The organism is Selenomonas sp. oral taxon 892 str. F0426 (genome assembly GCF_000468035.1).
GTDB lineage: Bacteria > Bacillota > Negativicutes > Selenomonadales > Selenomonadaceae > Centipeda.
The window spans coordinates 310,512-324,157 of the sequence record NZ_KI260523.1; the positions used below are offsets into that span (position 1 = coordinate 310,512).

The 13,646-nt window shown below is 53.9% G+C and carries 14 protein-coding genes and 1 riboswitch; of the genes, 1 reads left to right on the forward strand and 13 read right to left on the reverse strand.

Translation table 11 applies throughout. The annotated features are described in order from the left end of the window. Positions 1–17: 17 nt before the first annotated feature. From HMPREF1992_RS02360 to HMPREF1992_RS02375, 4 genes are all read right to left on the reverse strand, one after another. On the reverse strand, positions 18–1,583 hold the full coding sequence (locus HMPREF1992_RS02360) for an ABC transporter substrate-binding protein (protein WP_021684214.1): 1,566 nt from the start codon (positions 1,581–1,583) through the stop codon (positions 18–20). Between the two features lie 11 nt (positions 1,584–1,594). After that, entirely contained in the window at positions 1,595–2,407 is an 813-nt protein-coding gene (gene nikC, locus HMPREF1992_RS02365) for a nickel transporter permease (protein WP_021684215.1), read from the reverse strand. Then, entirely contained in the window at positions 2,404–3,327 is a 924-nt protein-coding gene (gene nikB, locus HMPREF1992_RS02370; RefSeq protein WP_037358173.1) for a nickel ABC transporter permease, read from the reverse strand. The genes nikC and nikB overlap by 4 nt, the downstream gene beginning before the upstream one ends. 159 nt (positions 3,328–3,486) lie before the next feature. Beyond that, a riboswitch (cobalamin riboswitch) is annotated at positions 3,487–3,722 on the reverse strand. Between the two features lie 114 nt (positions 3,723–3,836). Further along, entirely contained in the window at positions 3,837–5,171 is a 1,335-nt protein-coding gene (locus tag HMPREF1992_RS02375; RefSeq protein ID WP_037358175.1) for an MATE family efflux transporter, read from the reverse strand. A gap of 158 nt (positions 5,172–5,329) precedes the next feature. On the opposite strand from HMPREF1992_RS02375, the gene HMPREF1992_RS02380 reads away from it, so the two are divergent. Further along, entirely contained in the window at positions 5,330–6,088 is a 759-nt protein-coding gene (locus tag HMPREF1992_RS02380) for an HAD family hydrolase (RefSeq protein WP_021684218.1), read from the forward strand. Between the two features lie 57 nt (positions 6,089–6,145). On the opposite strand, the gene purD is transcribed toward HMPREF1992_RS02380, so the two are convergent. From purD to HMPREF1992_RS02420, 9 genes are all read right to left on the reverse strand, one after another. Next, positions 6,146–7,405, reverse strand: a complete 1,260-nt coding sequence (gene purD / locus HMPREF1992_RS02385) for a phosphoribosylamine--glycine ligase (RefSeq protein WP_037358176.1) — start codon at positions 7,403–7,405, stop codon at positions 6,146–6,148. Between the two features lie 10 nt (positions 7,406–7,415). Further along, on the reverse strand, positions 7,416–8,009 hold the full coding sequence (locus tag HMPREF1992_RS02390; RefSeq protein ID WP_021684220.1) for an MGS-like domain protein: 594 nt from the start codon (positions 8,007–8,009) through the stop codon (positions 7,416–7,418). Further along, on the reverse strand, positions 8,006–8,638 hold the full coding sequence (gene purN, locus HMPREF1992_RS02395; protein ID WP_021684221.1) for a phosphoribosylglycinamide formyltransferase: 633 nt from the start codon (positions 8,636–8,638) through the stop codon (positions 8,006–8,008). Before purN ends, HMPREF1992_RS02390 begins: the two co-directional genes overlap by 4 nt. Beyond that, positions 8,631–9,680, reverse strand: a complete 1,050-nt coding sequence (gene purM, locus HMPREF1992_RS02400) for a phosphoribosylformylglycinamidine cyclo-ligase (protein ID WP_021684222.1) — start codon at positions 9,678–9,680, stop codon at positions 8,631–8,633. The genes purN and purM overlap by 8 nt, the downstream gene beginning before the upstream one ends. Before the next feature lie 6 nt (positions 9,681–9,686). After that, positions 9,687–11,138 (reverse strand): amidophosphoribosyltransferase, encoded by a 1,452-nt coding sequence (purF, locus tag HMPREF1992_RS02405; RefSeq protein WP_021684223.1) that lies wholly within the window; start codon positions 11,136–11,138, stop codon positions 9,687–9,689. A gap of 5 nt (positions 11,139–11,143) precedes the next feature. Beyond that, positions 11,144–11,857 carry a phosphoribosylaminoimidazolesuccinocarboxamide synthase gene (gene purC / locus HMPREF1992_RS02410; protein WP_021684224.1) on the reverse strand — a complete coding sequence of 238 codons (714 nt, stop codon included), beginning with the start codon at positions 11,855–11,857 and terminating at the stop codon, positions 11,144–11,146. Between the two features lie 62 nt (positions 11,858–11,919). Then, the gene (purE, locus tag HMPREF1992_RS02415; RefSeq protein WP_021684225.1) at positions 11,920–12,408 is read right to left on the reverse strand and encodes a 5-(carboxyamino)imidazole ribonucleotide mutase; all 489 of its coding nucleotides are present in this window, start codon (positions 12,406–12,408) and stop codon (positions 11,920–11,922) included. 93 nt (positions 12,409–12,501) lie between these two features. Beyond that, complete coding sequence (locus HMPREF1992_RS11720) at positions 12,502–12,633, reverse strand: secretion protein HlyD (RefSeq protein ID WP_071782447.1); 132 nt, start codon at positions 12,631–12,633, stop codon at positions 12,502–12,504. 45 nt (positions 12,634–12,678) lie between these two features. Continuing rightward, a complete protein-coding gene (locus HMPREF1992_RS02420) occupies positions 12,679–13,629 on the reverse strand; it encodes a chemotaxis protein (RefSeq protein ID WP_021684227.1) in 951 nt (316 codons plus the stop codon). Positions 13,630–13,646: the final 17 nt, after the last annotated feature.

A 13,646-nucleotide genomic window follows, 5' to 3' on the forward strand; every position in this document is an offset into this window, starting at 1 on the left:
CGGGCTTCTCCTCCTTATTACTTCGCAGGTTTGATCTTGTTCGTGATCCAGTAGTAGTCTGCCGGATGCATAATCGCGCCCGTGATCTTCGTGGAACTGATGATGTTCGTCTCGGGATAACCAAGGAATAGCGCTGCGCCGTCGTCCAGCAGAATCTGCTGCATATCGATCATCAGCTGACGGCGTTTTCCACGGTCAAACTCAACAGCAAGGTCAGCACAGAGCGCATCGTATGCAGGATTGCTGTAACCGGAGCCGTTCTGCGGGTTGTTGCCGTTGATGTTCGTGCGCCAGTACCAGTTGAGGTAAATCTCGGGGTCACCCGTATTTGCCGTCGTGATGTTGGAAATCAGCAGGTCATACTCACCATTGATTCCAATTTTGTCAAGAAGATTGTAATCAACCGTCTTGACCTTCACATCGATGCCAACCTTCTTCGCATCCGCCTGGACTGCCTCTGCATAGATCGGCAGCTCAGCACGGCTGTTGTAGATGATAAAGTCCACAGACAGTGGTTTGCCGTCCTTATCACGAATGCCGTCGCCGTCTGTATCCTTCCAGCCTGCCTCATCGAGGAGCTGCTTTGCACGCTCGACATTATAGGCATTCGGATCGGTCAGCTGATCGAAACCATAGTCAAGAGAGGGCGGAACCGGAGCCTTTCCCGGGATAAAGGTCCCTTTGAGGATAACCTCATTGTACGCCTTGCGGTCCGTCATCGAAATGAACGCAGCGCGTACCTTCGGATCGCCAAGAATCCCCTTTTGGTTGATGCGCGCCAAAACCGTACGCAGCGATGCAATGCGGTCAACATGGAACTTCGCAGTGTCACTGAAGAGCCCAATATCACCAGCAGCAATGTTGACTGCCATATCGACCTCACCCGACTGCAGGGCCATCGCGCGTGTATTCGGATCGTCGATGGACGGAATCTCTATCGTTTCAAAGGGAACTTCTCCGCCCCAGTAGTTCGGGTTCTTCTTCATGACGGCCTTTTCCTTCACGAAGGCCTCACAGACATACGGACCGGTACCAATAGGTCCCTGCGTTGCAAAGTTACGCTCCTTTTCGCTCTCAACATCGACAATGAGGAAGAGCGGATCTGCAAGATAGCCCAGCATACTCGGTGCCGGTTTATCCGTCGTGATCTTGAGTGTCTGTCCGTCCGCCTCCATATTCGTATACTTGAAGAAGGTTGCTGCGCGTGTATTCTTCGCAAATGTACGCTCAAGGGATGCCTTGACCGCTGCAGCCGTCAGAGGCCTGCCGTTCGAAAACTTAACATCACGAATTTTGAATATCCACGTCAGCTTATCGTCACTGATCTCCCAACTCTCGGCAAGCCACGGCTGGATGTTCATCTTTTCATCAAACTGCGTCAGTGTCTCACCTATGCCATAGCGTACGACAACCCATCCAAATGCATTCTCCGTGGGTTCAAGAGAATCCGCAAAATTTGTAACGCCGACCTTCAGCGTCGTTTTGTCGCCTGCGGACTGATTTCCGCCGCCGCAGCCTGTCAGGAGCGCCGCTGCCATACAGCCAGTCAGAAGTGCCGCAAGCCATCTTTTTTTCTTTCCCATTTGTTCCTCCTTTAATTCGCCTTGCGCGGGTCCATCATATCCCGCAGACTATCTCCCCATAGATTAAAGATTGCAACCACAGAGGCAATTGCAAGTCCTGGGAAAATCATAAGCCAGGGTGCCGTCTGAATCAGCTGACGCCCCTCATTCAACATGAGGCCCCATTCCGGCGTAGGCGGCTGTGCGCCGAATCCGAGGAAGGAGAGCCCCGCAAGCTCCATCATAAGCGCCCCAATATCGAGCGCCGCTGTCACAATGATGATCGGCAGGATGTTCGGCAGGATATGCCGCCGAATCATATCCGCCTGTCGTGTACCGTTTGTAATGGCGGCAGCCAAATAATCCTGCTGCTTCACTTTCAGAGTCAAGCTGCGTGCGAGGCGTGCATACTTCGTCCAACCGACAACCACAAGGGCCAGGACTGCATTGACAGCACTGCCGCCAAGCACACCTGCAATTGCAATCGCAAGCACAATGCCCGGAAATGCCAGAAAAATATCAGCAAGCCGCATGATTACTGTATCGACCTTGCCGCCGACATAGGCGGAGATGACACCGATCAGCGTGCCAAGCCCCGCAATAAGAACGACAACAAACAGTGTCATTGTCAACGAAACCCGTGCACCATAGAGCACTCGAGTAAAGAGATCACGCCCCAGCTTATCCGTTCCGAAGTAGTGCTCGGCAGATGGCGGGAGCAGAGACATCTGAATCTGCGATTCATACGGATCATACGAAGTAAGCAAAGGCGCAAAGATTGCAGCGAGCGCAATCAACAGGATCAGCCCCGTATAGAGACGAAAGAGAAGCGCATCTCTTGTCATGATTTCGCCCCCTTTCGCAGTCTCGGATCCAGATAGGTATAGGATATATCAACAATCAGATTCACAATCATATAGAGCGTTGCAATCCAGAGGACAAAGCCCTGCAGGAGCGGGTAGTCGCGTGTCTCAATCGCACGCACAGCAAGACGTCCGATGCCCGGCCACGAGAATACAATCTCAATAACGGCAACACCGCCAAGCAGCCAGCCAATCGCAAGGCCAAGCAGTGTGATGAGCGGCAGGAATGCATTCGGCAGAACATGGCGCCAGAGGATACGCTGCATCGACATACCGCGCGCCTTCAGACCCGTCACATAGTCCTGTCCGAGCTCCTCAAGCACAGCCGTGCGCACCTGCCGCGTATACTTCGATGAGAGCAGGATCGCAAGCGTAAAGGCAGGAAGAATCATACGATCCAGACTTACCTCGCCGCCCGCAATCGGGAAAAGCCCCAGCTTTAGACCAAAGACATAGAGCAGAATGAGTCCCACCCAAAAGCTTGGCATGGAGACACCGAGAAAGGTGAAGATGCGGATGATCTGATCCGGCCAGCGGTTGCGATAAAGTGCCGACACAACGCCTGCCGGAATGGAAATCAGCAGCATCATAATAACTGCTGTTCCTGCCAAGAGAAGTGTGCCCGGCAGATTCTGCAGGAGTTTATCCTTCACAGGGATCTTCGCAGAATAGGACATTCCCATATCGCCATGTACAACCCCATCCAGCCAGCGAATATACTGCTGATGAAACGGAAGATCGAGCCCGAGCTCATGGCGTGTTCGCTCGATTGTCTCCTGCGAAACAATGGTATCGCCCGTCTCCAGGATCGCATCCACAGGATCACCTGGAGCAAAAAATGTCAGCGCAAATGTTAAGAACGTTACACCCAATAACGTGAGCAGCATTTGGCCAAGACGCATCAGCAAGGCTTTTGCACTCAACTCCCCAACTCCTTTTTTATAATGGCACATTAAAACCGCTTATCTCAAAAGAGAAAGCGGCGCAAACAAGCTAAAACAATATGCCTCTGCACAAGACATATCATTGCCTTATTCATCTCCCCATCTCTCGTGAGTCCAACAATGAATCCTACTGCGAGCAGGCTTTCCGGCTCATAGATCGCTGCGTTCCTCCGCCTTCCCGGTTTGCACCAGTGACTATGCAGGCACAGGCTCTGTGCCTGTGGAAGAATGCTCCCTATTTACGGCTGCGGGACAGCACGGGCATCGCACCCGTTTTCCTCTTATCGCTCGACTTTGGTCCTGCATCATAGCGGCAGCAGTCCTAAATCGACACTCGCAACGTATTCTATTTAGTTTTCGTAAATTCCCAGTCCTAGTATATCCAGGTTGGACGCAATTGTCAATATGTCCAGTTCAGATGATTTCAAGAATTTATTCACACATAAACATATGCTCACGCATGTACATTAAGGAGAATGCAGTGAAACTTCACCTCTGTTCCGGCAGACGCCACGCAGGAGAATGGCTGCACAGACGGCACGGGTTGTCTGATCAAGGGCAAGCGAGAGCCATGCCCCCTCAAGTCCCATGTGAAGTTCGTAAATAAAAATATATGTGATGATCGGACGCAGTATGGTAATGCTGATAAAGCAATAGGCCGCCACCTGCGTTGTCTTCCCGCTCGCACGAAGAATCCCGGCACAGACCATCTGACACGCCTCCGGAAAACTTACAGCCGCAACATAGGCAATGATAAGGCTCCCAAGCGGGAGGAGATCCGGATCGCTAGAGTAGACACCGAAGATTTCTGCACGAAATACATAAGTCAGCAGGAAAGCTATGGTCGAAAAAATAAGACTCCATCGCATTCCCGTCCAGAGATAGCGCCTCCACTCCTCACGCTTCACTGCATCTCGGTTATGCCCTGCCAAAACTGTGCTCGCTTTCCCCATGCCGTTGCAGAAATTATAGTAGAAGTCGCAGAAATTCATGGCAATCGAATGCACAGCATAGGCAGCCGTTCCAAGTTCCGCGACCATGCGCGTATAGAGAACCATGCCGATTCGTTCAAATCCCTGCTCACTGAAGATGCCGCCGAATACGCCGAGAAACTCGCGCAGATACGCGCGGGTCAGGCGATAGCTCCCCTGCCGGAAGATCCCCCACTCACGCAGCGTACGCACCGTGAGGAAGAGCGACCACAGAGAGCCTCCGATGGTGCCGAGCGCAGCACCGAGAACACCGAGCGCAGGAAAAGGCCCGAGGCCAAAAATCAGGAGGGCGTTGAGGACGACATTGACGACATTGCCCTGTATGTTGATCGAAAGAACGCTCATGGACTCGCCGCGGCCGAACATGACCGCCTGCATCAGATTCGTAATCGAGGTAACGAACACAGCAGGCAGTGTCCAGAGCCCATAGATCATGGCATCCGGCAGATAGTCCTCCTGTGCACCCATCCAGAGGAGAATTCCATCCAGATGAAAGAAGAAAGCGACATGCGCCAGTCCAAGCACAACGGCAACAAGCACCATTGTTTTTTTCAGCACATCGCCATAGGTATCGTGCCGATCCTGCCCGAACCGCTCGGCAATCAGAATGGTCACCGCAGCTGCTACGGAACGAGCGACGGTGAGAAGCATCATGCGCGGCTGCGTAAAGATGCTGACTGCCGCAATCGCACCGGTGCCGAGTGTGCCGACCATCACGATGTCCGCATTGCTCAGGAAAATCATAAGAACACCCTCGAGCGCGGCGGGCAGACTAATCCGCAAATAATTTCTATCGTAAGAGGTCAGCAACATATCATCTCCCAACTCCGGTCCCAATAGCCCTCCAACAAGCTATCACAGGTTGATAATCTTTGTCAACAATATATGAATATAAATTGACTTTTTCCTCCGAATCATGTAGGTTTATTCCATCGAATTGAAACGGCAAATGCAGAGGAACAGAACTGATGAAAATAGCATTCAGTGACTATGATGGTACACTCGCTGTGCCGGGCGAAGGAGTTCCGGCAGAAAACATTGACGCGATTCACGCATGGCGGAGCGCCGGAAATAAGTTCGGCATTGTCACAGGACGCGACCACAGTCTCATTGCAATGGAAACAGCAGCATATGAAATCCCGGTCGACTTCTACATCTGCTGCAACGGCGCAGCACTTCACGATACAACGGGAACCCCGGTGGCGCTGACGCATCTCCCCCGTGCTGCAATGGAGCAGCTCTTCGCCTCAAAACATGTCCGCACGTATGAAGGCGGTATGCTCTTTTTTACCGATACGCGTGCGTATTCCTACCGCCTGCACGCCGATGTCTCTCCTTCCTGCCTCACACCACTGGATCGGGTTGAGGATGCCCTCGATCTTGAGAATGTCGTTCAGATGGGCATGCGATTCGCGGACCGCGCGGAGACACTCGCGGCTTTTGCGGCCATCGATGCAGACTTTCCCGATACGTTCACGGGCAATATGAACCGGCAGTACCTTGATCTCAATACCGCAGGCGTCAACAAGAGCACAGGCATCGCCGATCTTGTCCGGCGCTGCGGATGGGAGGATGCAGAACTGCTCATCATCGGTGACGACCGTAACGATCTCGCCATGATTGAGGCATATCACGGATTCACCGTAGCCCGCGCACAGCCCTTTATGCACGAGGCTGCGCGTGCCGTCTACGATTCCGTTGGCGCAATGCTGCGCGATCACATGTGAAACTATCCAATAAAAAATCGGGTCTGCCGAAACTTCTCGGCAAACCCGATTTTTTACTTACCGACGCAATGCACGGTGTGCGATGTCCTTACGGTAGTAGGCGTCTTTGAAAGAAATCTGCCCGACTGAAGCATAAGCAGCCTGCACAGCAGATGCAATGTCCGTTCCCCGGCCGACAACGCCGAGGACACGACCGCCATTCGTAACAATCCTATCCCCCTGCGCTGCCGTCCCCGCATGGAAGACGAGTGCGCCAAGCTTCGCTGCATCCTCGATGCCGGAAATCTCATGGCCCTTCTCATAGGAGCCGGGATAACCGCCCGCAGCGAGAACAACGCAGACGGCCGCCCCATCCTTCCAATGAATGGGAACATCAGCAAGCGTACCACCCGTACAGGCGAGCATGATCTGAGCGAGATCCCCGTCGAGGAGCGGCAGCACAACCTGCGTCTCAGGATCGCCAAAACGCGCGTTGAACTCAACAACCTTAGGACCGTCGTCCGTAATCATCAGCCCGAGATAGAGACATCCGCGGTAGATCCGGCCTTCCTTTTCCATAGCGGCGATGGTCGGCTTTAGAATCTCCTCCACAGCACGCTCGGTCATCGCGGGCGTCATGACGGGTGCAGGTGCGTATGTCCCCATACCGCCCGTATTTGGTCCCTTGTCACCATCAAAGGCACGCTTGTGATCCTGCGCACTGATCATGGGACGAATAACCTTACCATCGGTGAAGGCGAGAAGAGATGCCTCCTCTCCCTCCATGAACTCCTCAATGACGACACGGGCACCCGCATCGCCGAAGGAATTGTCCTCCATGATGGCATCCACAGCATCGAGTGCCTCCTGCTCCGTCATGGCGACAATGACGCCCTTCCCTGCGGCAAGGCCGTCCGCCTTGACAACGATCGGCGCGCCCTCGCGACGAATGTAGGCGCGCGCAGATTCTGCCTCAGTAAAGACCTCGTAGCGTGCGGTTGGAATTCCGTACTTCTTCATGAGATCCTTGGCAAACGACTTCGAGCCTTCGATCTCAGCCGCATTCGCGCGCGGTCCAAAGGCAGGAATGCCCGCTGCCTCGAGCTCGTCTACAAGGCCGTTCATTAGCGGAACCTCCGGCCCCACCACAACAAGGCCGATTTCCTTTTCCCTCGCAAAGTGGAGAATCGCCGCATTGTCCGTGACAGGGATATCGATCAGCTCCCCCATGCCGGGATTTCCGGGAATGGCGTAGATGCGGTCTGCCTGCGGGCTCTCCGACAGTTTCCAAAAAAGGGCATGCTCACGTCCGCCCGATCCGATTACGAGAATATTCACGTCATCTTCCTCATTTTTCCAACTGTCCGGCGAGATATGCATTGATGGCACTGTCATAGTCTGCTGTATGTTCAAATGCCTCATGTGCAAGCCGCATGCGTGTCATGCCATCAACAGCGCCGTCCTTTTCAATCTTCTCTGCAATCTCCGCATAGCGCGCCGGATTCGTAATTACAGTGACGAATTTGAAGTTCTTCGCCGCCGCACGAATCATCGCAGGGCCGCCAATGTCAATCTGCTCGACAGCCTCGGCAAGTGTGACATTGGGATTCGCAACCGTCTCCTTGAATGGGTAAAGGTTGACGACAACGAGGTCAATCGGCGTGATCTTGAGCTCGCGCAGCGCCTTCTCATGCTCCGGATTCCCCCGTACGGCAAGAATTCCTCCATGCACAAAGGGGTTCAACGTCTTGACGCGGCCATCCATGATCTCCGGAAAGCCCGTCACATCGCTGACATAGATGACAGGGATGCCTGCCTCGCGCAGTGCCTTCATCGTCCCCCCCGTGGAGACGATCTCAACACCGGCCTTGTGCAGAGTACGCGCGAACTCCACAACGCCATTTTTGTCGGATACACTGATCAGAGCACGTTTTATCTTCATGGTGATTCTCCTTCAGCGGCGGACAGAATATGCACCTTTCGCCCATCCGTACGCAGCCTTCCTTCGACATAGAGTTTGATCGCTTCGGGAAATATGCGATGCTCCTGTGCAAGCACACGCGCGGCAAGCGTCTCCTCCGTATCCCCTTCCTGAACAGGCACGGAAGCCTGCAGGATGATGGGACCGGAGTCCATGCCTTCATCCACGAAATGCACGGTACATCCGCTGACCTTCACGCCATAGGCAAGTACATCGCGATGTGCATGTGCGCCCGGAAAGCTCGGCAGAAGCGCCGGGTGAATGTTCAGGATGCGTCCCGTATAGGCGTGCACAAAGACAGGAGACAGAATCCGCATAAATCCTGCAAGCACAACAAGAGTTACCCCATGTGCGTGCAGCTCCGTGAGCAGTGCACGCTCGAAGTCCGCACGCTCCGCATAGTCCCGATAGATGACAGCAACGGCAGGAATCCCCTTCTCCCGTGCCCGTTCAAGCGCATAGGCATCCGCTTTGTCCGCGATGACAACGGCGATTTCGGCACGTATCTCACCGCGCTCAATCGCCTCGATGATGGACGCGAGATTGGAGCCGCGCCCCGAGCAAAGAACGCCAATTTTCTCCTCACGCATCAAAGACACCGCCCTTGATGACGATCTCATGCGCCCCCTCGGTCACATGACCGATCTGATAAACACGTTCCCCCTGCGCCTTCAAGTGTGCGGCAATGCGCTGCGCTTCCTCAGGCGAGACGATGAGCACCATCCCGATGCCCATATTGAACGTGCGGTACATCTCCGCCCAATCCACATTCCCCCACTCCTGCAGCAGACGGAAGATGGGCGGCATTTCCCACGCCGCAGCGTTCACCTCCGCACCCATGTGGTCCGGCAGAGCACGGGGGATATTTTCATAGAAGCCGCCGCCCGTAATATGTACCATGCCGTGAATGTCAAACTCCTGAATGAGCGGCAGGCAGATGCGCGGATAGAGCCGCGTCGGCGTCAGCAGTTCCTCTCCGATTGTTTTGCCAAGCTCCTCCATATACTCGCCGCCCTTGAAGCCCTTATGCTCAAAGACGATCTTACGCACAAGAGAGTAGCCGTTCGAGTGTACTCCCGAAGAAGGCAGTCCGAGCAATATATCCCCTGCCTTCACGCGGGCAGCTGTAATGAGTTTGGAGCGTTCTGCCACGCCGACCGAGAACCCCGCAATATCGTACTCACCAACCGGATAAAAACCAGCCATCTCCGCCGTCTCACCGCCGATCAGGGCGCAGCCGGACTCCTTACAGGCACGGGCAACCCCCGTGACCACCTCAGCGACCTGATCCGGATCAAGTTTGCCCACGGCAAGGTAGTCGAGGAAAAAGAGCGGCTCCGCTCCCTGTACGAGGATGTCGTTGACGCACATTGCAACCGCATCCTGCCCAATCGTATCGTGCTTATTGAGCAGGAAAGCAAGGCGGAGCTTCGTGCCGACGCCATCCGTCCCCGACACAAGCACTGGTTCTTTGTAGTCCCTTGTGTTGAGTGCAAACAGTCCGCCAAAACCGCCGAGATCGCCCATCACCTCTGGGCGATAGGTCGCACGTACAGCATCTTTGATCATAGACACAGACTTGTTGCCCGCATCGATATCAACCCCCGCATCGCGATAGGTCATTTTCTCCATCAGCTCTCAAAGCCCCCTTTCACGCTCTGCAATCTGCCGCCGCTCAAGGATGATCTTATCATCCTCATCCAGTGTGGCATCCTCCTCCGGGACAGGGTAGTTATTGTTGAAGCAGGCATAGCACATATGATCTGGGTTCAGTCTTGGAACACATTTGCGCAGCCCCTCTATCGAGATGAAATGAAGGGAGTCCGCACCAATGAAAGAACAAATCTCCTCGACACTCTTCGTCGCTGAGATGAGCTCCTTGCGAACAGATGTATCAATGCCGTAGTAGCACGGATCTGTGATGGGCGGACTGCTGATGCAGACATGGATCTCCCGCGCTCCCGCATTTCGGAGGAGTCGGACAATCTTCCCGCTTGTCGTTCCGCGCACGATGGAATCATCCACCATGATCACGGATTTTCCTTCTACAACGGAGCGAACCGGGCTTAGTTTGAGCTTGACGGCCGTATCACGCTGTTTCTGTGTCGGCTGAATGAAGGTCCGGCCAATATAGCGGTTCTTAATGAGCCCTTCCGCAAAAGGGATTCCCGTCTCATAAGCGAATCCAGTCGCTGCCGTAGTGCCGGAATCCGGCACGGAGATGACGACATCGCCGCGCAGTCCGGACTCACGTGCAAGCACGCGCCCCATCTCAAAGCGCGCCGCATGGACAGATTGACCATCGATGATCGAGTCCGGGCGCGCAAAATAGATGTATTCAAAAATACAGGAGGCAATGTCCTGTCCATTGGAAAATCGATAGGACTTAATCCCCTCACTGCTCATGACAACCATCTCGCCAGGCAGGACATCACGCACGAAGGCGGCACCGCTCACATCAAGCGCGCAAGTCTCCGAGGACAGCACCCAGCCCCCGTCTGGTGTGCTGCCAATACACAGAGGCCGGAACCCCTGCGGATCGCGCACACCGATCAGCTTGTCCTCCGTCATGATGGAAAGACAGAATGCACCGCGTACAACACTGACCGCCTCGAGGATACGCTCCTCGACAGAGGTCTTCTGAGAGCGTGCAATGAGATGGACAAAGACCTCAGAGTCTATCGTTGTCTGAAAGACGGTCCCCTTGCTTTCGAGGTCACGACGAATGAGTCCCGCATTCGTAAGGTCTCCATTATGTGCGAGCGCAAGCGCGCCCCCCGCGTAGTTGACGCGGAGGGGCTGAGCATTTGCCGCAAGGCTGAATCCCGTTGTCGCATAGCGGACGTGACCAATAGCAATCTTTGCATTGTCGAGACACGGAAGCTGTTCATGAAACACCTCAGTAACAAGTCCCATGCCCTTTTTCACGTCAATCCAATATCCATCCGTGAGCGCAATACCTGCGCTCTCCTGCCCACGATGCTGGAGCGCAAAGAGACCAAGATACGTCATCTCGGAGACGTTCTCCTCAGGGGAGTATACACCATAGATGCCGCACTCTTCTTTCCACTTTGGCACTTTTTCGTACATTGTGCTTATGCTTCTCCCGTCAGCCTGTGGAGCATTTCCTTATAGGCGTCCTCTACATTGCCGAGGTCACGGCGGAAACGATCCTTATCCAGCTTTTCCTTCGTATCACTATCCCAGAAGCGGCAGTTATCCGGCGAGATCTCATCTGCAAGAATGATCTTGCCGGAAGCATCTTTGCCGAATTCAAGCTTGAAATCGATGAGATCGACACGCTTCGTCTTGAGGAACTTCGTGAGCACATCGTTGATCTTCAGTGACATCCGCTCAATCTCATCCAGCTCCTCATCCGTTGCGATCTTCACTGCACGAATGTGATAGCGATTGAGCATCGGATCACCGAGCTCGTCGTTCTTGTAGCAGTACTCAATGATCGGGAACGGCATGGGTACCCCTTCCTCAAGTCCAAGACGCTGAGCAAGCGAACCTGCGGCCACGTTGCGGATGATAACCTCGAGCGGAATGATCGTCAGTTTTTTGACAATCATCTCACGGTCGCTCGGCATGGAGAGGTAGTGATGCGGAATCCCCTCCTTTGCCAGGAGGTCAAAGAAGAAGGCCGTCATCTTGTTATTCATTACGCCCTTGTCTGCAATCGTTCCCTTCTTTGCACCATTTCCTGCCGTCGCATCATCCTTGTAGTAGACAAGATACTCATCTGGGCGATCCGTCGCATAGATAATCTTTGCCTTACCCTCGTAAAGGGCCTCTTTCTGTGCCATTATAGGCCTGCCTTTCCACTGTTCCTCAATACATCGTAAAAATTGCTTGATATCACTTTCGTTTAAAGTTGAGCAGCGACACGATCGGCCTTCGCCTCCACATCGAGAACCATCTTTTCACGATAGTCCATCAACGCCTCTGCAATAGAGGCATCGTAGACTGCAAGGATCTCTGCCGCGAAGATCGCAGCATTCTTGGCGCCATTGATTGCCATCGAGGCAACGGGAACGCCCGACGGCATCTGCACTGTACTGAGCAGTGCATCCATGCCATTGAGCGGGGTAGCATTGATCGGAATGCCAATGACGGGCTTAATCGTATAGCTTGCCACAACGCCTGCGAGGTGCGCCGCGGCTCCTGCTGCAACGATGAATGCGGCATACTCTTTGTTGTGATCGGCTTCCATCACAAAGTCACGCACATTCGATGGCGTACGATGCGCCGATGCAACCTTGACGACCGGCTCAATGCCGAATTGCTTCAGAAGCTCTACCGCCGGCTTTAAGATTGGCCAGTCGGAGTCGCTTCCCATGAGGACTGCTACCTTCATTTTACCATCTCCTTAAGCTCTATGATAACGAGATTTCAAAGCCATGTCAATAGAACGAAAAAAGGACTGCCATACAGAGTACAGTAGTCCCTATCATATTATAGGAAGCACTGATAAATTCAGCACCGCCATCTTGACGCATCTTTTTTGCCCGCACTGTGTCGGCAAATCCTCCACATAGCTTTGGCTATGCGTCCGGTTTGCCTCCTTGTTCGGACGAAAAATTTACGCCAATCTGACGGACTTCATTTTATCAGCGATTCCTATATTTTATTGTTCTTCGACCATATCGTGGAGGGGCTCCCCAAAGGTGAGTGTATCCAGGAGGTCGATGAGCTGATTGATCTCAGGCTTCGATACCTGTCCCGATGCACCAAGGCTCTCACCCTTGCGCTTCATCTCCTCACTGATGAGCGAGGAGAAGAGAACGAGCGGAACCTCACCCAAACGGTTGTCCTCACGTACGAGCTTCAGGAGGCGGTGACCGTCCATCTTCGGCATCTCAACATCGGAGATGATGATGCGCACGTGGTTTTCGATCGGCCCGTTCTTGCGTGCGAGATCCTGCAGGTAGTCCCACGCGTCCTGACCGTTGCCGAAGTCGCGGATGAATTTATAGCCTGCCTCATGCAGCGTCGTTACGAGGAGGTCTCGGAGCATCTTGGAGTCCTCTGCAACGACAACGTGCGCCGTGCCGCGGCGCGTCTTGGCATCCTGTGTTGCTTCCGTGACCGTTGTGAGCTTCTGGTTGATCTCTGGATTGATCTCTGCGATGATGGTCTCAAAGTCCAGCAGAAGAACAATGCGATCCTCCATCTTGATGATGCCGACCACGCGCGAACCTTCTCCGACGTTCGGAGCAGGTTCCATGTTTTTCCACGAAATGCGGTGGATGCGGTAGACACTGCCGACGAGGAAGCCGATGTCGTAGTTGTTGATCTCCGTCACAATGATGTTCTGGAGTTCGTCCTCTGTCTGGAGATTGAGGCAGCGTGCCATATTGACGAGTGGGATCGCCTTGCCGCGCAGCGTAAAGAGTCCGTCAACGTATGGATGTGCCTCGGGCATTGCCGTCACCGGCGTGCGCGTAATAACCTCACGCACCTTGGCCACGTTTATGCCATAGTTTACCTTCCCGATGCTGAACTCGACGATCTCAAATTCGTTCGTTCCTGTCTCAAGCAGGATCCCTTTTCTCTCTTCGGTAACCGTCTCTGCCATTTATCTCTCTCCCCCAT

What these genes read in the sequence shown, in the direction of transcription:
- HMPREF1992_RS02360 (WP_021684214.1), bottom strand. Translation starts at nt 1,583, where the DNA reads ATGGGAAAGAAAAAAAGATGGCTTGCGGCACTTCTGACTGGCTGTATG.
- nikC (WP_021684215.1), bottom strand. Translation starts at nt 2,407, where the DNA reads ATGACAAGAGATGCGCTTCTCTTTCGTCTCTATACGGGGCTGATCCTG.
- nikB (WP_037358173.1), bottom strand. Translation starts at nt 3,327, where the DNA reads ATGCGTCTTGGCCAAATGCTGCTCACGTTATTGGGTGTAACGTTCTTA.
- HMPREF1992_RS02380 (WP_021684218.1), top strand. Translation starts at nt 5,330, where the DNA reads ATGAAAATAGCATTCAGTGACTATGATGGTACACTCGCTGTGCCGGGC.
- HMPREF1992_RS02390 (WP_021684220.1), bottom strand. Translation starts at nt 8,009, where the DNA reads ATGAAGATAAAACGTGCTCTGATCAGTGTATCCGACAAAAATGGCGTT.
- purN (WP_021684221.1), bottom strand. Translation starts at nt 8,638, where the DNA reads ATGCGTGAGGAGAAAATTGGCGTTCTTTGCTCGGGGCGCGGCTCCAAT.
- purM (WP_021684222.1), bottom strand. Translation starts at nt 9,680, where the DNA reads ATGGAGAAAATGACCTATCGCGATGCGGGGGTTGATATCGATGCGGGC.
- purF (WP_021684223.1), bottom strand. Translation starts at nt 11,138, where the DNA reads ATGTACGAAAAAGTGCCAAAGTGGAAAGAAGAGTGCGGCATCTATGGT.
- purC (WP_021684224.1), bottom strand. Translation starts at nt 11,857, where the DNA reads ATGGCACAGAAAGAGGCCCTTTACGAGGGTAAGGCAAAGATTATCTAT.
- purE (WP_021684225.1), bottom strand. Translation starts at nt 12,408, where the DNA reads ATGAAGGTAGCAGTCCTCATGGGAAGCGACTCCGACTGGCCAATCTTA.
- HMPREF1992_RS02420 (WP_021684227.1), bottom strand. Translation starts at nt 13,629, where the DNA reads ATGGCAGAGACGGTTACCGAAGAGAGAAAAGGGATCCTGCTTGAGACA.